Origin of the sequence: Rhodococcus sp. IEGM1428 (assembly GCF_050321865.1) — a bacterium.
Lineage (GTDB): Bacteria > Actinomycetota > Actinomycetes > Mycobacteriales > Mycobacteriaceae > Rhodococcoides.
Window position 1 is genome coordinate 102,145 of record NZ_JBNQFW010000002.1, and the last position, 21,879, is coordinate 124,023.

The 21,879-nt window shown below is 64.0% G+C and carries 22 protein-coding genes and 1 riboswitch; of the genes, 9 read left to right on the forward strand and 13 right to left on the reverse strand.

Going from position 1 to position 21,879, the window contains the following annotated elements; all coding sequences use genetic code 11:
• Nucleotide 1: 1 nt before the first annotated feature.
• A complete protein-coding gene (locus ACQR3T_RS08960) occupies nucleotides 2-517 on the reverse strand; it encodes an HD domain-containing protein (RefSeq protein ID WP_428693159.1) in 516 nt (171 codons plus the stop codon).
• Nucleotides 518-632: 115 nt separating this feature from the next.
• Here ACQR3T_RS08960 and ACQR3T_RS08965 point away from each other — a divergent pair, with 115 nt between their 5' ends.
• Genes ACQR3T_RS08965 through ACQR3T_RS08975 form a run of 3 tightly spaced genes read left to right on the forward strand, consistent with a single transcriptional unit; the run spans nucleotide 633 to nucleotide 3,538 of the window.
• A complete protein-coding gene (locus ACQR3T_RS08965) occupies nucleotides 633-1,532 on the forward strand; it encodes a metal-dependent hydrolase (RefSeq protein WP_428693160.1) in 900 nt (299 codons plus the stop codon).
• The gene (locus ACQR3T_RS08970) at nucleotides 1,529-2,635 is read left to right on the forward strand and encodes a PDR/VanB family oxidoreductase (protein WP_428693161.1); all 1,107 of its coding nucleotides are present in this window, start codon (nucleotides 1,529-1,531) and stop codon (nucleotides 2,633-2,635) included. Before ACQR3T_RS08965 ends, ACQR3T_RS08970 begins: the two co-directional genes overlap by 4 nt.
• 12 nt (nucleotides 2,636-2,647) lie before the next feature.
• On the forward strand, nucleotides 2,648-3,538 hold the full coding sequence (locus tag ACQR3T_RS08975) for an alpha/beta fold hydrolase (RefSeq protein ID WP_032378588.1): 891 nt from the start codon (nucleotides 2,648-2,650) through the stop codon (nucleotides 3,536-3,538).
• A gap of 20 nt (nucleotides 3,539-3,558) precedes the next feature.
• Here the strand turns inward: ACQR3T_RS08975 and ACQR3T_RS08980 are convergent, their stop codons facing one another.
• A complete protein-coding gene (locus ACQR3T_RS08980; RefSeq protein ID WP_428693162.1) occupies nucleotides 3,559-4,494 on the reverse strand; it encodes a quinone oxidoreductase family protein in 936 nt (311 codons plus the stop codon).
• An 87-nt stretch (nucleotides 4,495-4,581) separates the two neighbouring features.
• Here ACQR3T_RS08980 and ACQR3T_RS08985 point away from each other — a divergent pair, with 87 nt between their 5' ends.
• Nucleotides 4,582-5,169 carry a TetR/AcrR family transcriptional regulator gene (locus tag ACQR3T_RS08985; RefSeq protein ID WP_032378590.1) on the forward strand — a complete coding sequence of 196 codons (588 nt, stop codon included), beginning with the start codon at nucleotides 4,582-4,584 and terminating at the stop codon, nucleotides 5,167-5,169.
• Here ACQR3T_RS08985 and ACQR3T_RS08990 read toward each other — a convergent pair.
• Both ACQR3T_RS08990 and ACQR3T_RS08995 read right to left on the reverse strand, forming a co-directional pair.
• On the reverse strand, nucleotides 5,163-6,431 hold the full coding sequence (locus tag ACQR3T_RS08990; RefSeq protein ID WP_428693163.1) for an LLM class flavin-dependent oxidoreductase: 1,269 nt from the start codon (nucleotides 6,429-6,431) through the stop codon (nucleotides 5,163-5,165). The genes ACQR3T_RS08985 and ACQR3T_RS08990 overlap by 7 nt on opposite strands.
• Before the next feature lies 1 nt (nucleotide 6,432).
• Nucleotides 6,433-7,194, reverse strand: a complete 762-nt coding sequence (locus ACQR3T_RS08995) for a 3-oxoacyl-ACP reductase (protein ID WP_428693165.1) — start codon at nucleotides 7,192-7,194, stop codon at nucleotides 6,433-6,435.
• Nucleotides 7,195-7,243: 49 nt separating this feature from the next.
• Nucleotides 7,244-7,336, reverse strand: a riboswitch (TPP riboswitch).
• A 105-nt stretch (nucleotides 7,337-7,441) separates the two neighbouring features.
• Here ACQR3T_RS08995 and ACQR3T_RS09000 point away from each other — a divergent pair.
• Nucleotides 7,442-7,756 (forward strand): hypothetical protein, encoded by a 315-nt coding sequence (locus ACQR3T_RS09000; protein ID WP_032402188.1) that lies wholly within the window; start codon nucleotides 7,442-7,444, stop codon nucleotides 7,754-7,756.
• Here ACQR3T_RS09000 and ACQR3T_RS09005 read toward each other — a convergent pair.
• From ACQR3T_RS09005 to ACQR3T_RS09015, 3 genes are read right to left on the reverse strand one after another with little or no spacing between them, the layout of a single operon-like run.
• A complete protein-coding gene (locus tag ACQR3T_RS09005) occupies nucleotides 7,746-9,041 on the reverse strand; it encodes an alpha-amylase family protein (protein WP_428693166.1) in 1,296 nt (431 codons plus the stop codon). The genes ACQR3T_RS09000 and ACQR3T_RS09005 overlap by 11 nt on opposite strands.
• A complete protein-coding gene (locus tag ACQR3T_RS09010) occupies nucleotides 9,041-10,219 on the reverse strand; it encodes an alpha-hydroxy-acid oxidizing protein (RefSeq protein WP_428693167.1) in 1,179 nt (392 codons plus the stop codon). The genes ACQR3T_RS09005 and ACQR3T_RS09010 overlap by 1 nt, the downstream gene beginning before the upstream one ends.
• 9 nt (nucleotides 10,220-10,228) lie before the next feature.
• Nucleotides 10,229-10,942, reverse strand: coding sequence for a type 1 glutamine amidotransferase (locus tag ACQR3T_RS09015; RefSeq protein ID WP_032378596.1), 714 nt, complete (start codon nucleotides 10,940-10,942; stop codon nucleotides 10,229-10,231).
• Between the two features lie 48 nt (nucleotides 10,943-10,990).
• Between ACQR3T_RS09015 and ACQR3T_RS09020 the strand changes: the two genes are divergently transcribed.
• The 3 genes from ACQR3T_RS09020 (at nucleotide 10,991) to ACQR3T_RS09030 (ending at nucleotide 14,363) form a co-directional block, all read left to right on the forward strand.
• The gene (locus ACQR3T_RS09020) at nucleotides 10,991-12,946 is read left to right on the forward strand and encodes a helicase-related protein (protein ID WP_428693168.1); all 1,956 of its coding nucleotides are present in this window, start codon (nucleotides 10,991-10,993) and stop codon (nucleotides 12,944-12,946) included.
• A 93-nt stretch (nucleotides 12,947-13,039) separates the two neighbouring features.
• Entirely contained in the window at nucleotides 13,040-13,195 is a 156-nt protein-coding gene (locus ACQR3T_RS09025) for a DUF6131 family protein (RefSeq protein ID WP_094608853.1), read from the forward strand.
• 421 nt (nucleotides 13,196-13,616) lie between these two features.
• Complete coding sequence (locus ACQR3T_RS09030; protein ID WP_032378599.1) at nucleotides 13,617-14,363, forward strand: GTP pyrophosphokinase; 747 nt, start codon at nucleotides 13,617-13,619, stop codon at nucleotides 14,361-14,363.
• 69 nt (nucleotides 14,364-14,432) lie between these two features.
• On the opposite strand, the gene ACQR3T_RS09035 is transcribed toward ACQR3T_RS09030, so the two are convergent.
• Nucleotides 14,433-16,052, reverse strand: a complete 1,620-nt coding sequence (locus ACQR3T_RS09035) for an MFS transporter (RefSeq protein WP_428693169.1) — start codon at nucleotides 16,050-16,052, stop codon at nucleotides 14,433-14,435.
• 81 nt (nucleotides 16,053-16,133) lie between these two features.
• On the opposite strand from ACQR3T_RS09035, the gene ACQR3T_RS09040 reads away from it, so the two are divergent.
• Nucleotides 16,134-16,700: a TetR family transcriptional regulator gene (locus ACQR3T_RS09040; protein WP_428693170.1), complete on the forward strand. Its 567-nt coding sequence runs from the start codon at nucleotides 16,134-16,136 to the stop codon at nucleotides 16,698-16,700.
• Nucleotides 16,701-16,706: 6 nt separating this feature from the next.
• Here ACQR3T_RS09040 and ACQR3T_RS09045 read toward each other — a convergent pair whose 3' ends face one another.
• From ACQR3T_RS09045 to ACQR3T_RS09065, 5 genes are read right to left on the reverse strand one after another with little or no spacing between them, the layout of a single operon-like run.
• A complete protein-coding gene (locus ACQR3T_RS09045; RefSeq protein ID WP_428693171.1) occupies nucleotides 16,707-17,726 on the reverse strand; it encodes an NAD-dependent epimerase/dehydratase family protein in 1,020 nt (339 codons plus the stop codon).
• A gap of 60 nt (nucleotides 17,727-17,786) precedes the next feature.
• Nucleotides 17,787-19,106: an MFS transporter gene (locus ACQR3T_RS09050; RefSeq protein ID WP_032378601.1), complete on the reverse strand. Its 1,320-nt coding sequence runs from the start codon at nucleotides 19,104-19,106 to the stop codon at nucleotides 17,787-17,789.
• Entirely contained in the window at nucleotides 19,103-19,654 is a 552-nt protein-coding gene (locus ACQR3T_RS09055; protein ID WP_032378602.1) for a 3-isopropylmalate dehydratase, read from the reverse strand. Before ACQR3T_RS09055 ends, ACQR3T_RS09050 begins: the two co-directional genes overlap by 4 nt.
• Nucleotides 19,651-20,916 carry a 3-isopropylmalate dehydratase large subunit gene (locus ACQR3T_RS09060; protein WP_428693172.1) on the reverse strand — a complete coding sequence of 422 codons (1,266 nt, stop codon included), beginning with the start codon at nucleotides 20,914-20,916 and terminating at the stop codon, nucleotides 19,651-19,653. The genes ACQR3T_RS09055 and ACQR3T_RS09060 overlap by 4 nt, the downstream gene beginning before the upstream one ends.
• On the reverse strand, nucleotides 20,913-21,773 hold the full coding sequence (locus ACQR3T_RS09065) for an isocitrate lyase/PEP mutase family protein (RefSeq protein ID WP_032379388.1): 861 nt from the start codon (nucleotides 21,771-21,773) through the stop codon (nucleotides 20,913-20,915). The genes ACQR3T_RS09060 and ACQR3T_RS09065 overlap by 4 nt, the downstream gene beginning before the upstream one ends.
• Nucleotides 21,774-21,879: the final 106 nt, after the last annotated feature.

Consider the following 21,879-nt stretch of genomic DNA (forward strand, 5'->3'; position numbering starts at 1 on the left):
GCTAGGGCATCTCGATCGTCTCGGCTCGGTGGACTTCGGCCAACGCCCGGCGCAGGTAGGTCTCGGCCCTGGCGCGGCGCACCGCAAGTAGGTCCGCGACCACCAACAACGCGTGCGCCGGACGGGGCCTGGAGCGGGATTGCTCTTCTGTGTCTGCGACACCCAGGGCTCCGGTGAGCACCTCGACGAACCCGGCGATATCCAGATTCGGCAGCGAGTGCGCACCTCGCACGGTCCGGCCGAGCACCTCCTGGACGTTCTCGCCGGTCAATCCGTCGCTATATACCTCCTCGAGCAACGTGCGTACCATTTCGGCATGCACGTGACCGGCTTGCGCCGAGTCCGAGCGGCCCAACAGCTCGACGGCGTCGTCGAACGCGATCGGATCCCCCGCCGCAACAGCGGCCAGGGCATCGTTCGTGGCATCGGCGATCCGTCGAACCTCGGCCGGCCACTCGGCAGGCCACGTGATGGGGACGGTGCTCGGAGGAACTGCCGCTGGGGAGGGGTCGGTCATTGCAGAAGTCTCTCATTCACGACCGACATGGTTCCTTTTACATGTAACCGGTGTTTATACTAAGTTGCGCTCTGTGGCATCGGCCACACATGCGAACGTGGAGGAGGTGGACTCAATGAGCGAGCGGAAAGTCGTCGCATCGGACCCCGGCGAAGTGATGCTGCAGGCCAGGAACGTCAAGTTCGACTGGACCGATCTACCGATGCACTGGGTGCCGGGCGATCCGTACACCACGCACGTACTCAACGTGCTGCACCTGCTGCTTCCCGCCGGCGAGCACTGGTTCGTCGACACCTTCAAAGAAGCTCTGCCCTACATCGACGACGAGAAACTGCGCGACGACGTCATCGGCTTCATCGGGCAGGAAGCCGTTCACGCCGAGGCGCACACCGGCGTGCTCGTGCACCTCCAGGCCAAGGGCCTCGACCCGACACCGTTCACCGACCAGATGGAGTGGGCCTTCGGCAAGGTCCTCGGATCGGACTCGGTGACCAGTCTGCGATCGAAGAACAACCTGGTCGAGCGACTGGCTCTGATCGCCGCCATCGAACACGTGACGGCATTTCTCGGCGACTGGGTGCTCAACGCCGACGGTCTCGACCGCGCGGGCATTCACCCGACCATGCTCGACCTGCTGCGCTGGCACGGTGCCGAAGAGGTCGAGCATCGCTCGGTCGCGTACGACACGCTCCGCTACTTCGACAAGCGCGAAGTTCGTCGGCTGCGCACGTTCGTGGTCGTCGTGCCGTTGATGGCGTACATCTGGATGCGCGGGATCATCTTCTTGATGAAGAACGATCCGGAGCTGCAGTCGGCACCGAAATCCGTACGCAAGCCGCGCTCCGCACTGTGGAGAAAGTCGGTCCGCCGCGGCACCCTGCCCGCGCTGACGCACGTCGGCCGCAGCATGTCGCGCTACCTCAAGAAGTCGTACCACCCCAGCCAGGAAGGCTCCACTGCCCAGGCCGTCCGATACCTGGCGTCCTCCCCGGCCGCGCAGGCTGCGGCGAGGTGAAGCTCACCTCACGCCGCGTCCCACGGCTGCTCCCCAAGGATGCACCGCCGGATCTGCGCGGACGCGGACACCCGGATCGCTCGATGCAGCTCCTCGGCACGTTTCTCAACGGGTACATGCAGGCGGCTGCCGGCGCGGAGTACAACGATGCCGTCGCCGGACACAATCCCGATTCCGCGTTGCGATTGGTCGTCACAGAACGCGAGATCGTCGCCGAGGACAACGATGTCGCTGCCCTCACCCTCGCGTCGCCAACGGGAGAGCAGCTGCCGATCTGGCATCCGGGCTGCCACCTCGATCTGCACCTACCGTCGGGCCGCCGTCGGCAGTACTCCCTGTGCGGCAACCCATCCGACCGCAGTTCCTATCGCATCGCGGTGCGCCGAATCCCCACCGGCGCAGGCGGTTCCATCGAGATGCACGGACTGCAACCCGGCACCGAGGTCACTGTTCGCGGCCCCCGCAACGGGTTTCCCTTCGTCGGCGACGGCAGTGCACTCTTCATCGCCGGTGGGATCGGAATCACTCCGATCATCGCGATGGTCCGTGCCGCACGGATTCTCGGCATGGACTGGCAGTTCGTCTACTGCGGTCGCTCCCGCGACACGATGCCCTTTCTCGACGAGATCGAGAGCTGGGAATCGGACCGCGTGTTCGTCCGGACCGACGATGTGCACGGATACCCCAGTGAGGGCGAACTGCTCGAGCGCGCCCCGGCCGGCGGTGCCGTCTATTGTTGCGGCCCTACCCCCATGCTCGACGCCGTCCGCCGCGACTTCCGTCAGTGCCCCGCCACCGCACTGCATTTCGAGCGCTTCGGCCCGCCGCCGATTCTCGACGGCCAACCCTTCGAGGTGCAGCTGATCAGCACCGGAGCTGTGCTCGACGTAGCCGCCGACGCCTCCGTATTGACCGCGGTCAAGGAACAGAAGCCCAATATCGCGTACTCGTGCCAGCAAGGCTTCTGCGGTACTTGCAAGGTGCGTGTGCTCTCCGGTGAGCCCGAGCACCTCGAAACGCGATTGACCCCCGAAGAGCAGCGCGATCACATGCTGATCTGCGTCTCCCGCGCACGCAGCGGGCGTCTCGTACTCGATCTATAGAACGGAAAACTGTTGAGCAGCAATGCGGTTCGTACGACGGTCGTCAACGAAGGGATTCGGTTGGCGGTGTTCGAGAGCGGAAACCCGAACGGCGATCCGATCGTCCTCGTGCACGGCTGGCCCGATACTCACGAACTGTGGAGTCACATCGTGCCCCAGCTCGAAGATCGCTTCCGGGTGATCAGCTACGACTCCCGCGGTGCAGGCGAAAGCACGGTGCCCACCGAGCAGTCGGCGTACAAATTGGCGCGGCTGGCATCGGACTTCTATGCCGTTGCCGATGCGGTCAGCCCCGATGCTCCCGTGCACGTGCTCGCTCACGACTGGGGTGCCGTGGAGGTATGGGAGGCCGCAGCTCAACCGCAGGCCAAGGACCGAATTCGTTCCTACACATCGATTTCGGGACCCAATCTCGACCATCTCGGCAAGTGGTCGCAGTCGCGGCTCCGCAAACCCACCCTCACCGGCATCAAGCAGGTCCTCGCCCAGACGCGAGCGTCCTGGTACACCGTCACCTTCCACATCCCCGGCCTGTCGACGCTGCGGATCAAGCGGCAGTTCGCCAAGGGCTGGCCGGCGTTCCTCCACGAGTTCTCGGGAGTCGACCCGAAGCTCGTCACCCAGAACCCCACTCTGTGGTCGGATGCCACCAACGGCACCAATCTGTATCGGGCCAACATCATTCCGCTGCTGACCAATCCGCGAGATCGATACATCGACATCCCCGTTCACCTCATCGTCAACACCGAGGACGTCGCGGTGCGTCCGTACCACTACGACGACACCGGCAAGTGGGTGAAGAACCTCACGCGCAACGACATTCCGGCGGGGCATTGGTCGCCCATCTCCCATGCCGACGACATCTCCAGGCTGACAAAGGAATTCATCGACTCTCTGGACTGATGGGCTGATGGGCTGATGGATCAGGGGACCAGCACCAGCTTGTGACGGGTACGTGGGGCTCGCTCCCATGCGCTCGCGACCTCTGCCAGTGGCACGTTCTCGTATTCCACTGCGAGCTGCCCGGTAACGGCCCAGTCGGTGAGGGTGCGATACGCCTGCGAGGTTGCATCGGGACCGTAGTGCATCGGCATGAAGCCGACGATGCTCGCCCCGAGCGACCGCATCAACTGAGCAGGTACGGTGATCTCGGCACCGGCTCGGTCACCGATCTGTACCAGACGAACGAGCCGGTTGCCTGCGCGCAGTGCGGCCAGAGCAACTGCGCCCCAGGCATAATCGACGACAACATCAGCGCCGGAGGATGCCTGCCTAATGGCCGAGCTCATCTCGTCGACGCTGCTGTCTCCGATGGCAACCGTCGCAGTGGCCCCGAGATCACGGGTGGATTCGAGTGCAGCCTCGTCGCGCCCCACTACCGTGATCGATCCTGCGCCGAGCAACCGCGCAGTCTGCACCGCGAGGCGGCCGACCACCCCGGTACCTCCGAGAATCACGACGTTCTCCCCTGGCGTCATGCGACCCCCATGGGTCAGTGGCATCAGCGCTGCGAGGCCGGCATTTCCCAGCGTCGCGGCGGTCGAGAAATCCAGCCCGCCGGGTAGTTCGATGAGCGACGTCGTCGGTACCAACGCCCGCTGCGCCATCGAACCGTAGGGCGGGACGGGCGGAGAGAAGTACACTCGCCGACCGTCCGACGTCGTACCGGCGCCTTCGATACCGCTCACGGTCGGAAGGGACTTCGGGCTCAAATAGTGCGTGCCAGAAGCGATCACCACGTCGACTGCATTGAGCGTTGCGGCCGCAACGTCGATGACCTCCATACCCTCGGCCGGCGGCGGCTCGGCGTGATCGGCGTACCTCGGCACTCCGAACTCGGTCAGTACTGCTGCTTTCATATCCACCTCTTCGACGAATTGTCATTCACTGAATATGGATTCAGTGTGTATCGTGACGGCAGAGGTGTCAACAGGAGGTAGAAAGCGGTGGCAGCCACCACAAGGGCGCAGCAGGCCGAACAGACCCGAAACGAGCTGGAGAGCGCGGCCTGTGTCGTGTTCGCCCGATCCGGCTATCTCAACACCAAGATCGTCGACATAACCAGACAGGCGGGCCGGGCAGCAGGGTCGTTCTACAACCACTACTCCGGCAAGGACGAGCTGCTGTTGGCCCTCGCCGAGCAGATCGGTGAGGATGCCGACGTCATCGTCGCCGCCCAGGACCCAACGGCGCGTGAGCACCCGACGATGCGGCCCCACGTCGAGGTGTTCTGGCAGTTGTTCACTCGACACCGCGTGGTGATCGATGCCCTCCGCGATGCAGCGCTGGTCAATGCGGACTTCGCTCAGCGAGTACAGCAATTCACACAGGTTCAGTTCGAGCCGTGGGTCGACCGCCTCGCGAATTTCGAGAAGGCAGGCGTCGAGCTCCCGGCATCCCCTGCCACCACCGCGATGCTGATCGGCAGCGCGGCGGAGAACTTCGCCCGGCTGTGGCAGGGCTCGCCCGAGGACGGTCTCGACGCTCTGGTGACGTTCGTCGATCGAGGAGTCTTCGGGCCGGCCGCTCAGTGAGCCAGGTGCCCGCGAAGCGTCGAGGTGGTGTACTCCGCACGAAAGAGACTGCGCTGCTGCAGGATAGGGACCACCTGATCGACGAAGTCGGTGAGCGAGTCCGGGTAGCGCGGGCACATCAGGTTGAATCCGTCGGCACCGCGACCGATCCACGATTCCATCTCGTCGGCGATGGACTCCGGTGTACCGATCATCGTTGCGTGCCCGCCGCCGGCAGCCAGCGTGCCGAGCAACTCACGCACGGTGGGGGCGTCCTTCTCTACGATGCGCAGAATCGTCTCGTAGCGACCCTGCGGTCCGGTGAACTCTGCTGCCGGCGGTAGCGGCGGCACTGGTTCATCGAGTTCCCAAGCAGCACAGTCCTGCCCGGTGAAGGTCGACAACATTGCCAGTGACTGCTCGGTAGGCAGTAGCTGATCCAGTTCGGCCTTCTTGCGTCGGGCCTCGTCCATCGTCGATCCGATGTACGTCACCAAACCCGGCATGATGCCCACTGCCGCACTGTCTCGGCCCGCGTGGGCGATGCGCGCCTTCACGTCGTCGTAATAGCTCTGCGCTGCAACGAGATCGTAGGCGACGGCATAGATCGCCTCGGCGTACTTCGCAGCGAGATCTCGACCCGGCCCCGACGCCCCGGCCTGGAACAGCACCGGCCGACCCTGCGGTGAACGCGGCACCGTCAACGGGCCGTCGACGCGAAAGTGTTTGCCGTCGTGGTCGATCGAGTGCACCTTGGCCGGGTCCGCGTAAGCACCGGTGCGATCGAGCGTCAACGCGTCGGCGTCCCACGAATCCCAGAGCGCCAGAGCGGTATCGACGAACTCTTCGGCGCGGGCATAGCGCTCCTCACGAGCCGGAATGGCATCCATCCCGTGATTGCGCGCCTCGGCGTCGAACATGGAGGTGACGACGTTCCAGCCCGCCCGGCCACCGCTGATGTGATCCAACGACGCCAGCATGCGCGCGGCATGGAACGGCGTGTAGAACGTCGAGGACACGGTGGTGACCAGCCCGATATGGGTGGTCGCTCTGGCCATGGCCGACAGAGCGGTGATCGGTTCGAGAAACCAGGTCCCTGCTCCGGCCGGGTCGCGCACCGAATGTCCGTCGGCGAAGAACACCGCGTCGAACTTTCCCCGTTCGGCAAGCTGCGCAAGTTCCTCGTAGTACGAGATGTTGCCCAGGTCCTCCACTCGCGAATCGGGATGACGCCACGCCGCGCTGTGGTGACCGCAGCCGTAGAGAAAAGCGTTGAGGTGCATCTCAGTCCTTGACCAGGCCGCCGTCGACCACCAGATTCTGACCGGTCACCGACCGCGCCCAGGGCGAGGCGAAGAACAGTAGGGCATCAGCGAACTCCTCCGGGGTGGTGACCCGTTGGAGCGGGGTCGAGGCCGCGATGAAGTCGAACACCTCGGCCGGGGTGGCGGCACTGGCGTCGGTGGTGCGCAGCAGTCCACCCGAGACCATGTTGACGGTGATGTTGTCTGCGCCGAGGTCCGCGGACAGAGTGCGGGTCAGCGAGAGCAGTGCGGCCTTGGACGCGGTGTAATCGTGGTACGGCACCACCGGATTCTGGAACAAGTTGGTGCCCACGTTGATGATTCGGCCGAAGCCCGCCTCGCGCATACCCGGCAGAGCAGCCTGCGTGGTGAGCAACGCTGCACGGACGCTGCCGCGCAGCTGAGCGTCGAAGCGGTCCCAAGTGATGGTGTCGGCCTTGGGTCGGGCATCTCCGTCGAAGGAGAAGTCGGCCAGTGCGTTGTTGACGACTGTGGTGATCGGAGTGCCGAAATGCTCACGCGCCGAGTCGAACACCGTGGCCACCGCACGCTCGTCGGTCACGTCACCCTGAACCGCGAAAGCATTTCCGCCGAGGCGGTCGGCAAGCGCTTCGGCGGCTTCTTTGCTGGTGCGGTAGTCGATCACCACGCGTGCGCCCTCACCGGCGAACGCAGCGGCAATCGCTGCTCCCAGTCCGCGGCCACCCCCGGTGATCAACACTGTCTGCTCGTCGAATTTCATGCGCCTCGCCTCTCGTTCGAGGTCGGGACCGTCACGAGGGACAGGAAATACCGAAACGTCACGACATTCCCTTCGCTGGTCCTAACCAGATCAGGTTCGACGGGTGTGTTCTCAGCCCCTGGGGGCACCCCGTGTCGCGCTCGACTGTACCCACCGGCCTCGGTCGGGCGATGCATTGCCGTCGATACAGCTATCTAGCACAAGTGATAGATAGCCGAATACATCGATGACAAGTTACTGTGCCGCCATGGCCGAACGCGTCTACCTGGAGTATCGCCTCGACGAGAACGTGATATTCGTACTCGACCACCGCACGGTCGAAGCGTTCGACGCCGCCGTGAGGACCGCAGCCGGTGGGCGCTGTCGATGGCACGTCGATCAGCTCGGCGTGGATGCGAAGCCGACGCGGGACGGCACCAAGATCGTCCTCGGTCTGCGTGCATCCGACGGCAGCATCGGCTACTCGGGCGACCGTATGAAGTTCACCGTGACCGACGAACAGTTGCCGCATCTGCTGGCGTTCTTCGACCGCGCGAAGGCAGCGAGGGCCCTCAGCCGATGACGGCCCAGCCGTGCGCCGGAACGCTTACCCGGCCATCGTTCAGGTGCGCCTCACCGGCCAGTACTTCGCTACCCTGAGCCGGGTAGTCGATGGCATCGTCGCCGAGGTTTAGCGCCACCGTCATCGAATTGTCTTCCCCGGACATGCGGTAGAGCAGCGCCGTGTTGGTGAGCTCGAGTGTCTCGGTGCGCGCGGAGTACAACCATGGATTACGACGCCGTACTCCGATCAGCTCCTGGTGCACGCGATAGACCGGCCAACCGTACGGGGCCAGATCATCCGGGGATTCGGGGTACTCGGGACGCACGTCGTCGTCACCGCCGACGCGATCTTCCTTGATACCGCGGAACGCCTGTTCGTCGCCGTAGTAGATCATCGGCATCCCACCCACGGTGAACAGAACCACCAACGCGTGCAGCAGATGTCGCTCGTCCTCCACTACGCTGGCAATGCGATTGACGTCGTGATTTCCGACGAACGTGGCGGGCACGAACGCGTCGAGCCACCCGTTGTGACGTTCCAGAGCATGCGAGAGCTCGAAGAAGTTCTTCTCGCTCAGGCCACTCCAGATCGCCTTCCACAGCTCGTACTGGGTAACCGAGTCCAGCGTGGAGGCCGAGACGATCCGGTCGTAATCACCGTGGATGACCTCGCCGAGAAAGTATGCGTCCGAATGCTTCTCGCGAACCTTCGGCAGCACCGCGGCCCAGAAGCGCGGCGACACAGCGTAGGCAGCGTCGAGCCGCCAGGCGTCGACGCCTCGTTCGAGCCAGTGCGAGAGCACGTCGACGACGTACTCCTGCACGTGCGGGCTCTCGTGGTTGAGTGCCACCAGTTCGTCGTGGCCCTCGAAGTTGCGGTGCGTCGGCGTGTCCCCGGACCAGTCGATGTGGAACCACTGCGCGGCCTCGGAATCAGGCCCCTCGGCCAGGGCCTGACGGAACTTCGGAAAGCTCTGTGCCACATGGTTGAAGACGCCGTCGAACATGACCTTCAGGCCTCGACCGTGTGCGGCGGCGATCAGGGAGTCGATGTCCTCGTCGGTGCCGAGCCTGCCGTCGACGTGGAAGTAGTCGACCGTGTCGTAGCCGTGCTTCTCGGATTCGAAGATCGGCCCGAGGGCGATGCCCGACGCACCGAGTTCGAGTGCGTAGTCGAGCCACTTCTCGATTCTGTTCAGCCGGTGCAGGTCCGACTGCGATTCACCGTCCCATCCGTGTACCGGTGCACCGGTGAAGCCGAGCGGGTACAGGTGCCACCAGATAGCGTGCTTCGTCCACTCCATCAGGACTCCATGATGGAGTCGCGGCCCAATTCGCCGGCACCGGTATGACCCGACAAACTCGTCACCAGGTCGAATTCGGCCAGTAGGCAACGTAATACTTGTGCAACACCTTCTTGCCCACCGAGCGCGAGACCGTACAGGAACGGCCGGCCGAGCAAGACCGCATCCGCTCCGAGCGCCAACGCCTTGGCCATGTCGGCACCGGTGCGCACACCGGAGTCGAACAGGATCGTCAGATCGTCTCCGACCGCATCGACGATGGACGGCAACGCGTCGAGTGACGGCCTGGCACCGTCGATCTGACGTCCGCCGTGGTTGGAGACCACGATGCCGTCGACACCGTGCGCTGCTGCTTCACGGGCGTCGCCGACGGTGCAGATTCCCTTGAGCAGGATCGGACCGCTCCAATGCTCGCGCAGGAACGCCAGATTTTTCCACGACAGCCCGGGGTTGGGGAACATCTGCGCCCAATGCATCGCGGCGGCAACAGGATTCTCGTCGACGGGCTGCGCCAGTCCGGCCTGGAACGCCGGATCGGTCAGGTAGTTCTCGATGCCGAGGTTGGCGAGGAAGGGAAGGTACCCGCGGTCGAGGTCGGCAGGCCGCCAGCCCAGCAACGTCGTGTCGAGAGTCAGCACCAAGGTGGTGAACCCGGTGTCCTTCGCGCGCTGCAGAAAGCTCAGCAGTACCGATTCGTCCGTCGGCCAGTACAACTGATACCAGCGGGGAGCATCTCCGCCTGCCTCGGCGATCTGCTCGAACGAATGCGATGCCTGCGTCGAATGAATGTACGGCACACCGAGTTCCGCAGCCGCTCGCACCGTCGCGAGCTCACCGTCGGGATGGGCGAGAGTCTGAATGCCGACGGGCGCGATCAGCAGCGGAGCCGGCATATCGGTGCCGAGCACGGTGCATGCGTGATCACGCGAGGCTGAACTACGGAGCATTCGCGGCGTGATGGCCCATTTGTCGAACGCCGCCCGGTTCGCCCGCGCCGTCGATCCGCTGCCCGCGCTGGCGACGATGTAGCCCAACGCCTCGGGCGAAAGCTTCTCGGCAGCTTGATCCTCCAGCCGTGCCAGGTTGGTGGTGATCGGCGGTGTCTGCTGAGCGAACATCCCGGCGGCGTAGATGCCGAGTTGGTGATCGCTGAAGTTGCTGGGCCTGGCCTCGGTCATCGTTCGACCCTACCGGGGCACCGCCGAGGATCGGGCGAGAAAGGCGTCCAGCAGAGCCGAGCACCGCGCTCGAGCCGCGAGTTCCGCGTCGGCGATCTCTCTCCTGATGTCGTGCACGTCCACCCCGTGTTCGACGCCGTCGCGGTCCCACGCGGCCGCCCATGCGTCGTAGGTGTCGAGGTCGATCTCGGGGTGGAACTGCAACCCGAGGTGCGGGCCGCAGACGAAGGCCTGTTGCGCGGCCTCGTTGCGGGCGATCACCGTGGCCTGCGGGGGAGCGGTGAACGTATCGCCGTGGAACTCCATCCACGGTCCGGGGGCGATGAGCTCGGGCTCGGAGGTCTCGACGTCGACGAATCCGTACTCGGGATGCTCGGACTTGCGGACGGTGCCGCCCAGTACCCGCGCGAGCAGCTGCCCGCCGAAGCACACACCGAGAACCGGGACCTGCGCATCGATCGCGTCCTGTACGTACGCAATTTCAGGCGCGAGCCACGTCAGCGTGTCGTCGTACGCGGCATCGGGCGAGCCCATGACCACCACCAACTGCGCGCCGGACAGCAGCGGCGGTGCGACATCGGGGCTGTGGTCGAAGGAGTGCACGTCCAACTGGAAACCCCTGGTGCGCAATTCGGCATCGAGGGTGCCGATGTCGCGTCGCGCAAGGATCGGATCCTGATCGTGGACGAGTACTACGGCACGCGGGTGGTTCGGGTATGTCACAGGGCTCCTTTACGGTGTTCGTGCACACCGTACGACAGACTGGATCCGATGCCACCTCGTAGACGCACAGCCCGATCCACCACTGCCCGCACCGTCAAGGCCGGGCAGAGCAGTGCCGCGCGAAAGTTCGCGGCCGCAAAGAACGGCGAGCCCGCCGCTGCACAGAAGAAAGCTGCCCCGAAAAAGGCAGCACCGCGCAAGAGAGCAGCCCCGCGCAAGACCTCACCCCGCAAGTCGGCCGCACCCGATCTGCGGGTTCCCGATTCCGGCGAGCGCGTCTGGGTACTGGACGTGCCGTTCGAGGATCGATCGGCAGCGGGTGCAGCCGGGGCACGGTGGTATCCCGGGCCTCGGGTGTTCGCGTACTACGGCGTCGAGTTGCCCGAGTATCTGCAGCCCTACGAGTCGACGCCGTACAGCCTGCAGCGGTGGCTCGAGGACGACGCCAACGATGTGTGGCGCGACGAGACGGTTCGGCAGCGGGCGATGCAGCCCAGAGAAACCCAACTCGAATCCGTTCGACGCCATCTCGCCGCGCTCGACGCGGGATTCCCGTACTTCGCGCAGATGGATTCGACGGGTCTGGGCAAAACGTTGGCGGTGTGCGAGGCCGTTCGACAAATGTCGGCGGCCGAGATCGGGACCGTACTGGTGGTTGCGCCCAAGGGCGCGTTACCGGGATGGCGTCGCACCATCGCCGACAGTGAGGCCGACATCGAGCCGTCCGATCGCAAGCGCTGGCTGCTGATCACCTATCAGTCGACGAAGAAGCTGCTGTCGGTTCCGCCCGAGACCGATCTGGGCAAACGTAAACGGACACAGAACAAACGGACCATCTCGCTCGGTGAGTTGCGATTCGACATCGATGTGGTGATCGCGGACGAGTCGCACGCGCTGATGAACATCGAATCGCAGCAGTCGCAGATCCTCTGGCGATACCAGGAGGCGGCCCGCTCGGTGGTGTGGATGTCTGCGACGCCCGGCTATCAGCCGCTGCACTTCGCATACATGGCTCGCGCGGTCGAGCGCAGCCGCGGGGTCGAGATCCTGGGTGACGACGAATATCTCGGTTATGCCGTGACAATGAAGTGGGCGGAGTTCCTCATCGAGTCCGGGTTCTCCGTCAAGGCAGGCAAGGCCACGACCGGTTTGACCACGTGGCGGTGGGAGCCGGAGGACGCGTCGAAACGGGCCCGCGACATCGCATCGGTGCACGGTTGGTTGTCGGGAGGTGCCGTGCCGTGGTCTATTTCGCGGCCGTCGCCGCCGACTCCCCGCGAGCCGCTCGGGCAGGAGCTCACGGCGGCACAGAAGCGGTTGTACAACTCCGCGTGGGTGGACTACCGCAAGGAGGTGGGCCTGCCGATCTGGAAAGCCGTCGGCGGCAGGCGCGTGCTGCAGAAGAATCCGAGTACCCGCGCCGCGACGCTGCGATTTCGCCAGAAGTGTTCGTACCTGCGCATTCCCGCGTCGGCTGACCAGGTGCGAACATGGGTGAAGGCCGGCAACCAGGTGTTCGTCTCGATGTTCTACCGAGAGTCGGTCGCGGCACTGGCGCAGACTCTGCGGGACGAGGGACTCGACGTTGCCGTGGTCGACGGCAGCATGAGCAGCCCCGAGCAGGAGGCGTCGATCAGACGCTTTCAGACCGGGGCCGCGTCGGTCATCGTCTCGACCACCACCAGCGCAATCAACCTGCACACCAACGAGTTACTGCTCCCCGAAGGGGAGGTGTCCACTCTCGCCCCGCGCGTGACGCTGATCCACGATCCTCGGTGGACACCCATCGACATCAGGCAGATCGAGGGCCGCGCCAACCGCATCGACAAGGACCACAACCACACGACGTCGACCTGTTACTACGGTTACGCCGAGGGCACCGTGGAAGAGGAAATGGTGCTCACCGGTATCGAACGTATCGCTGACCTGGGATCGATCGTCGGGCAGTCGGATCTGATCGACCCGGAGGCATTTCTCGCAGCGAAAGTGGATGCCGGAAAATAGCGACAATCGTGACCATTCCTCTATCTCGGTGGCGTAGCTTCGGTCCTATCGGCATCCGCCGGTACCGGGCTCACCCCAACTTCAGGAGTGGTCATGATCGTTCTCGGAATTATCCTCGCCCTCATCGGCTATTTCGCCGGCATTTCAATTTTGACGACTGTCGGCATCATCTTGGTGGTCGTCGGCGCAGTTCTGACGGTGCTCGGTTCGATGGGGCGCGCAGTCGGTGGCCGCAAGACATGGTTCTGACTACACGTTAGAACATACGTTCGATTTCTGTTAGTGTGAATGCGCCCCCGGAGTTGGCGACGCAGCCAGCCGAGCCACTTCGGGCGGTCCATATCGAGCGGTAGATATTGTCGAAGGCGGTTGCGCGCGATGGCATCCGGCGAGCGCAATACCGACCCGGTTGCCGGATCGCTCTACCGCGTCGGCGATCGGTGGGCCGAACGAGCACCTACCCACTGCACCAACGGCCACCCACTCGTCGCCGGCTCGGTGCTGGTGGGTTCACGTGCGTGCTCGTGCGAGCGAGGGCATCACCGTACGCATCAATGCCAGAGCTGTGGTCTCGTGCGTTTCACCCCGGAACTCGGTCCGATGTGCAGTGATGCCAGCTTCGATTCACGCGCCGCGCGGTCACGACCGCCGATCGTGGACAATCGAGAGCATGAGCAACAGTGAAACCGTCGTCGACCTGGTACGGCTGAGGCACGATTTCACTCGCTTCATGATGAGTTACAAGTTCGGAATCGACGAACTGATCACCAAGATCAACATCTTGAAGCAGGAATTCACCCACATCCACCGATACAGCCCCATCGAGCACGTTTCGTCGAGGCTCAAGACACCCGAGAGCATCATCGACAAGGCTCGACGCAAGAAGTGCGCCCTGACGCTCGACGCCATTCGCGACAACATCTTCGACGTTGCCGGTGTCCGCATCACCTGCAGCTTCATCTCCGACACGTACCGCATTGCGGACATGCTCAGCAGTCAGAGCGACATTCGGGTCGTCGAGGTCAAAGACTACATTGCGAACCCGAAAGCCAACGGCTACAAGAGTTTGCACCTCATCGTCGAAATCCCGGTCTTCATGTCCGACCGCGTCCAACCGGTACTGGTCGAACTCCAGATCCGCACGATTGCCATGGACTTCTGGGCGAGCCTCGAGCACAAGATCTTCTACAAGTACCGCGGGCAGATACCGCCCAACCTGTTGGCGGAACTGACCGAGGCCGCCGAGACGGCCAACAAACTGGACGAGAAGATGGAGAGTTTGCACGACGAGGTCGAGGAACTGAACGGCGATTCCGAGAACTCCATCACCCTCGGTGCGATGCCCCCGATGGCCCTGCCGCCGGAGTTGTTGCACATGCTGCTCACCGCGCAGGCCGACGCGATCGACCCGGAGTAAATAACCCCACACAACGACAAACCCCGCTGCTCGACGGGTGAGCAGCGGGGCCTGTGTGTCCAGCGAGAGCTATCCGATATGCACCGGGGTGTCGCCGACGGGCAGGTCGTCCTTCTTCGCACGAACGAGTCCCAGCACCACCGGGCACACCAGCGCGACCAGAATCGCGGCAGTTCCGAAGGCCCAGGAATAGCCGGAGACCTCGGCCGCGAACGCGTGGTCGATGGTGGCGAGGACGAAGTTGCGGATCGGCTCCGGGAGCGAGGCCAGTACTTCGGCGCTGGGGATCTCCTGGCCCGCGAGAGCTTCCGCAGGAACTCCGGCGGGCGGAGTCGGTGCCGGGTTGGCGGCCAGGTACGAGGTCTTGGACGAGGTGTAGACCGTGGTGAACACTGCCGCGCCGAGAGCGCCACCGACCTGCAGCGTGGCGTTGATCAGCGCAGATGCAGCACCCGCGTCGTGATCGGCGACCCCGATGAGCGCGACGTTCTGCATCGGCACCATCAGCAGGCCGAGACCGAGACCGAGCAGCACGACGCCGGGCAGCACGTGCGTCCAGTACGAGGTGTCGACGCCGATCTGCGTCAGCAGGAGCAGGCCGATCGCCGAGACGACGGGACCGACGGCCATCAGCGGCTTGGGTCCGATCTTCGGCACGAGTGCGGACGCGAGCGCTGCGGTGATCAGGATTCCGCCGGTCATCGGGAGTGACGCGACACCCGCGATCACCGGGCTCATCTCGAGCACGATCTGGAAGTAGAACGTGAGGTACAACGTGCCACCGAGCAGGGCAGCACCGATGACGGCCGAGCCGATGTACGCCGCACCGCGGTCACGGTCGAGCAGCACGCTCAACGGCAGCAGCGGGTTGGCGGACTTGGATTCGACCACGACGAACGCGGCCAGCAGGGCCAGGCCCAACGCGATGAACGAGATGGTGGGTACCGTCGCCCAACCGTTTTCGGCTTCGGTGAAGCCGTAGACCAGCGAGGCCAGACCCAGAGCGACGAGGATCGCGCCGGGCAGGTCGTAGCGGGTGTCTCCGTGTGCCTTGCTCTCTTTCACCAGCGGCACTGCGGCGGCGATGGCGATCACTGCGACCGGGATGTTGACCAGAAGGCACCAGCGCCAGTTCGCGTACTCGGTGAGCACGCCGCCGAGAAGCAGACCGACGGCTGCGCCGCCGCCGGCGATCGCGCCGAAGACACCGAACGCTTTGGCGCGCTCCTTGGTGTCGGTGAAGGTGACGGTCAGGATGGCCAGTGCTGCAGGTGCGAGCAGTGCAGCGAAAACTCCCTGGCCGGCGCGTGCGATGAACAGCTGCCAGCCTTCCTGGGCAAGTCCACCGATGGCGGAGGCAACGGCGAAGCCTGCCATCCCGACGATGAACGAGCGCTTGCGTCCCCAGTAGTCCGCAATGCGGCCGCCGAGCAGCAACAACGCACCGAAAGCCAGAGCGTAGGCGGTGATGACCCAGGTGCGGCTGGTGTCACTGATGCCCAGGTCTATCTGCGCCTGCGGTAGCGCGATGTTGACGATGGTGCCGTCCAGCACGATCGTGAGCTGCGTGATGGCGACGATGCACAGCACCAGCCATCGGCGCTCGTAGTTCGGATTCAGATCCGGCGCTTCGCGCTCGGAGTGCTGCGACATGTTTCTACCCCACTCGTACTCGTTGATTCTGGGCACGAAAGATGTCCCGATCAGAAAGGTAAGCCACTCGGCACCGACTGTCAAACGAACTAGTTGGTTGGGGGTATGGTGGCCGCCATGAAACCTGACGCCAGCGCGACCCGCGCCCGCATCGTCGTCGCCGCCCGTGACGAGTTCTCGGTGCACGGACTGGCCGGAGCTCGAGTCGATCGCATCGCGCTTGCGGCCAAGGCCAGCAAGGAGCGCCTGTACGCCTACTTCGGCGACAAAGAAGCCCTGTTCCGCGCTGTGGTCGAGGACGGGTTCGCGCGGTTCATCGAAGAAGTACCTTTCTCCATCGACGACCTCGGCGGGTATGCAGCGCGCGAATACCTGCATCTCGCAGCGCATCCCGAGGAACACCGCCTACTTCTGTGGACCCAGCTCCAGGGCGGTATGGCAGCATCGGGTACCGACGACATCCACTCGGTCATCGCGGAACGACGCAACGCCATGGCCGCCGCCCAACGAGACGGACTGATCTCCGACGCCTTCACCGTCGATGACCTGATCACCATGATGTTCGGCATCACCTCGGCCTGGATGACCGCCCCGAGCAGAGCCTGCGAATCCGCCGACGACGCCGAGATTCAGCGCAGGGCGTCGAAAATCGAGGCCGCCGTGCGAAGACTGTGCACTCCGTAGTCTTGTCTACCGATCTCTAGCGTCACTGCAAGAGTCCCGAATATTGGGGTAGCCGGCCCCGTTCGCGAGAATTGCCGCCTCACGGTCGGCGGAGAGTCCGACAGGCGGCCGGTCGCGTCTCGTCGACGCCTCACCGTTCACTGACTGCAGCCAGGCCCACGTGTCTGCGACGGTCTCCTGAATCGGCCGTGCCCGAAGCCCCTCCGCGAATGCCTTCGACACGTCGGACGCGTGCAACGAATCATGATCTGCGCCAGGCGGAATCCAGATCGGTAGCTCCGTCCACGGCTGCACTCCGGCAGCACTGAGGACGTCCGGTTCCACCCAACGCAGGCGAGCATCGGACCGTGTCGCGGCAACACAGGCCTGCAGAACCTCGCGCATCGTTGCATGCCCGGGCCGACTCACCACGTCGTACGGACCCCCGAGCCCACGGGCAGCCGCGTCCAGAGCCCAGCCGACCAGATCGCGCGCGTCGATGTACTGCAGTGCCAGGTCGGCGGGACCGGGCGCAAGTACATCCCCGGCACGCTCAGTTCTGTTCAGCCACCACGGAAGTCGGCCGATATTCTCGTACGGTCCCAGGATCAATCCGGCCCGGACCAGCAAGGCTCGAACACCGAATGCCGTGACGGCGGCCCGCTCTCCACCGTGCTTGCATCGCGCGTAGTCATCGCCGGGCCCCTGTACCGTCGGCCAGGTCTCGGTCGCACCTGCTCCAGGCGCGTCGTACACCGATCGGCTCGACACATAGACGTAGCTGCGCACTCGATCGGTGAGCGCAGAAGCCGACTGCGCCACTGCACCCGGCTCCCACGACCAGGTATCGAAGGCTATGTCCCAGTTGCCTTCTCGAACCGAATCCAGTCCGTCGGCCGCGCGCCTGTCACCGCGGAGCTGCGTGACCCGAGGATCGGACGCCGTCGTGCCACGATTGAGCACGGTGACGTCCCATCCGAGGGCCAGGGCATGCTCGACGGCCGTTCGCCCGACGAAATCGCTGCCCCCGAGAACCAGTAGTTTCATGCATTCAGTGTGCCGTCGATTGTCACCTTCGGCACGCTGCTGACAGCAGAGCGGCTCGAGCTACACAGGAAGCTTGCTGCGTCCCGTCTCCTTGATGGTCAGCACCGTCGCAACACCGATGACGCACACACCCATGACCCAGTACGCGGGTGACATGGCGTTGCCGGTCGATTCGACCAACTGTGCGGCTACGTACGGCGCAGTTCCGCCTGCCGCGATCGTTCCGATGTTGAAGCCCAACGACACTCCGGTGTAGCGCACGGAGCGCGGGAACAGTTCGGTGAACAGCGGGAACGCCGGAACCTGCACTACGCCGTTGAGCACCATGTAGACGAAGTAGACGACGCCGACGATCAGAATGCTGGACGTGGCACCGAGAATCATGAACACCGGCAGCGCGATGATCACGTAGGCCACATAACCGAACAGCAGCACCGGTTTGCGACCGAATCTGTCCGTCAGCATGCCGCTCAAGGGGAAGGTCGCACAGGCCAACGCGATTGCGATCGCGGAGGTCCAGTAGACCGAATCTTTCGAGAATCCCAGGTCGTTGATGAGGTAGACGCTGAAGTAGGTCAGTCCGATGTAACCGGATCCGTTCATTGCAATGGCGATGCCGACGACACGGAGCACCGACCACGGCTGCTTCTTCACGACATCGCTCAGCGGGCTCTTGGCAACCTCGTTCTTGGCTGCCATTTCCTCGAACTCCGGGCTGTCCTCCAGCTTCAGGCGCACTCGCAGGCAGACGAATGCCAGCGGAAGAGCCAGCAGGAACGGAATGCGCCAGCCCCACGCCGACATCTGATCGTCGGTGGTGACAAGGGCGACCACTCCGACGACGGCTGCGGCGACAGCGAAGCCGAGGGTAGAACCGACCGGGGTGAACGACCCGAAGAATCCGCGACGGTTCGGTGGTGCCGATTCGGCGATATAGGTTGCTGCACCGCCGATTTCACCGCCGGCCGAAAAGCCCTGGGCCAGTCGGATGATGACGAGCAGAATCGGTGCCAACACTCCTACACTCGAGTGTGTGGGGAGCATTCCCAAGACTCCACACGCGATACCCATACAGACCACCGTCACGACCAACGCCTGTCGACGACCCTTTCTGTCGCCTAGGCGGCCGAAGAAGATGCCGCCGAGCGGACGTGCAACGTATGCGACGCCGAATACTGCCAAGGTCGCGAGTATGGATACGCCGGGACTCGTGGACGGGAAGAACAGTGGCGCAATGACTACGGCGAGAAAGCCGTAGACGGCGAAGTCGTAGTACTCGATCAGCGTGCCGACGCCACCGGCCAGCGCGGCACGGCGCGCGGTGCTGGTATCGGCTTTCGGTGCGCTGGTGACCGCAGAAGGCTGGTCGACGTTCGTCATCGCGCTGTTCCCTGTCCTGTGAGTGGTTGCTTGCTTCGGTGTTCGGCAAGAAGTAGTTCGTACGATCCGCCGGCCTCGATGACTGCGACTGTACGAGGGCTGGGCGCAGCGCCCACCATCGATCGGCCGTCGCCGATGGTCAATGATGCTCGTCGCCAATCGAGTTCGACGGCGTCACCGGTTTCGACCGCGCCGGAAACTCCCGGAATGGTGATGAGGGGTACTCCGTTGAACGTCTCTCCGCGCCAGAACCCCGGCGAGAACGACTCGGCCACGATTGCTCGAATACCGGCGTTACGCAGGGCCACCATCGGCGGGTAGTGCGGGTGGCCGTAGCCAAAGTTCCGGCCCCCGACGATGATGTCGCCCGGCCGAACGCGGTCGACGAAACCCGGATCGTATGCGGCCATACAGACCGATCTCAGATGATCAGGATCGTACGACTTGATATTTGCAACGCCGACAACGAGATCGATGTCGAAGTCGTCGCCGAAGACCCATGCAACTCGGCCGGCGATGACGTCGGGCGGGGGCGGGTAGGCGCTCATGAGCTCACCTGCTGGATTGTGCCCGCGAGCGCACTTGCCGCGACGGTATACGGAGAGCCCATGTAGATGTTGGCGTCCGAGCTGCCCATCCGGCCGGAGATGTTGAGTACGCCGGTCGATATGCAGTTCTCGCCCGCCGCTAATGGCTTCTGATAGCCGAAACAGAAGTCGCAGCTCGATACTGCGATGTGGGCACCCGCTGCACGCAGTACGTCGAGCAGACCCTCTCTTTCGGCTTGATCGTGCACCTTCTGCGACGTCGGCACCACATTGAGTTCCACGCCGGGGGCCACGGTGCGGCCGTCGAGGACGAGCGCCGCAGCCCGCAGATCTTCGATTCGCCCACTGGCACAGGATCCGATGAACGCCTTGGTGATCGGCGTGCCGGCGAGGTCTGCGGCAGAATGGGTGTTGGCTGCGCGCGCCGAGCCGGGCGCAACGACCTGCGGCACGATCTGCGCGAGATCGATGGTGTGCCGAGCTGCGTAAGTCGCACCCGAGTCAGGATAGACCGGCGTGAAAGACTGTCTCGCAACATCGTTGGCGTAGGCGAGGGAGATCTCGTCCGGCTCGAATATCGCGGACACAGCTCCGGTGAACATCGCCATGCCGCACAACCCCTGTCGGTGGTCGATCTTCATCGATCGGGCACCGGGGCCACCGAATTCCATCACCTGATGTGCGCATCCGTCGGCCCCGACGAGGTCGATGATGGAGTGCACCAGATCGCGGCTGTCCACTCCCGGCGCGAATTCGCCGTACAGATCGAACCGCGTGGTCGCTGGAATATCCACGTACAGCTGGCCGGTCACCCACGCTTCGATCAGGTCGCGGCGAATACCCCAGCCCAACGCACCGAACGCGCCGATTCCGCTGATGTGGCCGTCGAAGTGCACGAGGAAGTCACCGGGGATGGCCAGGCCGAGCTCGGCGGTGAGCTGGTGCCCGATGCCGCGGCCCTCGTGCAGCTCGATTCCGTAGTACTCGCACCATTCCCGGGTGACCTGGTGGACTTCTTGCTCCCGATCGTTGAGCTTGGTCAACATGTGATCGATGAAGACGACGTACCGGGCTGGGTCCTCCAACGAGGTGATACCGAAGTCATCACGCATCTGGCGGAACATCACATCGGTGTATCCGGGGAAGTCGTACGCGATCATCCGAGCCGGACGCACCGCGTGATTCTCACCGGCGCGCACGGGATCGCCGCCGCAGGTTCTCCCGAGTATCTTCTCCACCATCGTGAAAGAGTCCGGAGTCATCGGTTCGACTCCGCGGGGAGGTACTTGCGCTGCTGCGCTTCGACTTCGGGAAAGCCGATGAGGTCTACGAACTCGTGGTGCTGCAACGCGTCGGCGCTGACGTCTGCGGGAGCTTCACCGGCGGCCAGGCGGCGGAGAGTCTCGCGTGCGGCACCCGTCGCGGCCATCAGTACTTGAGTGGGCAGCAGGGCCAACCGCACTCCGATCTGCGCCAGAACTTCCGGGGTGAACTCCCGCTCGGTCCAGGTCGAGGCAGTGAGTGTGGCCATCAGCGGAACCCCGACCGCTCGGTGACAGTTCTCCCACTGCTCGACGGTTTCGAATGTCTTGGTGACGGGCATGATCATGTCGGCACCAGCATCGACATAGGCCTGGGCCCGCCTTATCGCATCGTCGCCCCGCGCATCGGTGCGCGCGATGAGCAGAACGTCGTCCGGCATCGAATCACGCACCGCTCGCACTTTGCCCGATGCCTCGTCGACGGAGATGAGATCCACCGGCTCGCCCACGCAGATCGGACATTTCTTGGGTGACAGCTGGTCCTCCATGAACACGCCCTGGACACCGGCCTCGGCGAACCGGCTCGCGGTGCGCGCGGCGTTGACTGCATTTCCATACCCGGTATCGATGTCCGCGACCAGCGGCAGAGCCGATGCCTCCCGAATGGTCCGGACCGCCTGGAGGTTCTCGGTCATGGTGTAGAGCTCGGCGTCGGGGAGGCCGAGGGCCGCTGATACGGCGAATCCGGAGGCACACAGCGCTGAAAAGCCCGCTTGCTCGGCCAGCTTGGCCGTCAACCCGTCCCACACGCCGGGCGCATACACCAGGCCTTGTTCGGTCAGGCCTCTCAAAGTCATCGTCACGAGCACTCTCCGTTTCGTATTGCGGAACGCCTTCCGAATTTAGAGTGGCTCGGATCACAAGTCAACACCTGTCGATCGATACGGCATCGAGCGTCGGTTC

Bases quoted from the DNA above. Each gene is read 5' to 3' on its own strand.
- ACQR3T_RS08960 (WP_428693159.1), bottom strand. From the start codon at position 517: ATGACCGACCCCTCCCCAGCGGCAGTTCCTCCGAGCACCGTCCCCATC.
- ACQR3T_RS08965 (WP_428693160.1), top strand. From the start codon at position 633: ATGAGCGAGCGGAAAGTCGTCGCATCGGACCCCGGCGAAGTGATGCTG.
- ACQR3T_RS08980 (WP_428693162.1), bottom strand. From the start codon at position 4,494: ATGAAAGCAGCAGTACTGACCGAGTTCGGAGTGCCGAGGTACGCCGAT.
- ACQR3T_RS08990 (WP_428693163.1), bottom strand. From the start codon at position 6,431: ATGCACCTCAACGCTTTTCTCTACGGCTGCGGTCACCACAGCGCGGCG.
- ACQR3T_RS08995 (WP_428693165.1), bottom strand. From the start codon at position 7,194: ATGAAATTCGACGAGCAGACAGTGTTGATCACCGGGGGTGGCCGCGGA.
- ACQR3T_RS09000 (WP_032402188.1), top strand. From the start codon at position 7,442: ATGGCCGAACGCGTCTACCTGGAGTATCGCCTCGACGAGAACGTGATA.
- ACQR3T_RS09005 (WP_428693166.1), bottom strand. From the start codon at position 9,041: ATGGAGTGGACGAAGCACGCTATCTGGTGGCACCTGTACCCGCTCGGC.
- ACQR3T_RS09010 (WP_428693167.1), bottom strand. From the start codon at position 10,219: ATGACCGAGGCCAGGCCCAGCAACTTCAGCGATCACCAACTCGGCATC.
- ACQR3T_RS09020 (WP_428693168.1), top strand. From the start codon at position 10,991: ATGCCACCTCGTAGACGCACAGCCCGATCCACCACTGCCCGCACCGTC.
- ACQR3T_RS09025 (WP_094608853.1), top strand. From the start codon at position 13,040: ATGATCGTTCTCGGAATTATCCTCGCCCTCATCGGCTATTTCGCCGGC.
- ACQR3T_RS09030 (WP_032378599.1), top strand. From the start codon at position 13,617: ATGAGCAACAGTGAAACCGTCGTCGACCTGGTACGGCTGAGGCACGAT.
- ACQR3T_RS09040 (WP_428693170.1), top strand. From the start codon at position 16,134: ATGAAACCTGACGCCAGCGCGACCCGCGCCCGCATCGTCGTCGCCGCC.
- ACQR3T_RS09045 (WP_428693171.1), bottom strand. From the start codon at position 17,726: ATGAAACTACTGGTTCTCGGGGGCAGCGATTTCGTCGGGCGAACGGCC.
- ACQR3T_RS09050 (WP_032378601.1), bottom strand. From the start codon at position 19,106: ATGACGAACGTCGACCAGCCTTCTGCGGTCACCAGCGCACCGAAAGCC.
- ACQR3T_RS09055 (WP_032378602.1), bottom strand. From the start codon at position 19,654: ATGAGCGCCTACCCGCCCCCGCCCGACGTCATCGCCGGCCGAGTTGCA.
- ACQR3T_RS09060 (WP_428693172.1), bottom strand. From the start codon at position 20,916: ATGACTCCGGACTCTTTCACGATGGTGGAGAAGATACTCGGGAGAACC.
- ACQR3T_RS09065 (WP_032379388.1), bottom strand. From the start codon at position 21,773: ATGACTTTGAGAGGCCTGACCGAACAAGGCCTGGTGTATGCGCCCGGC.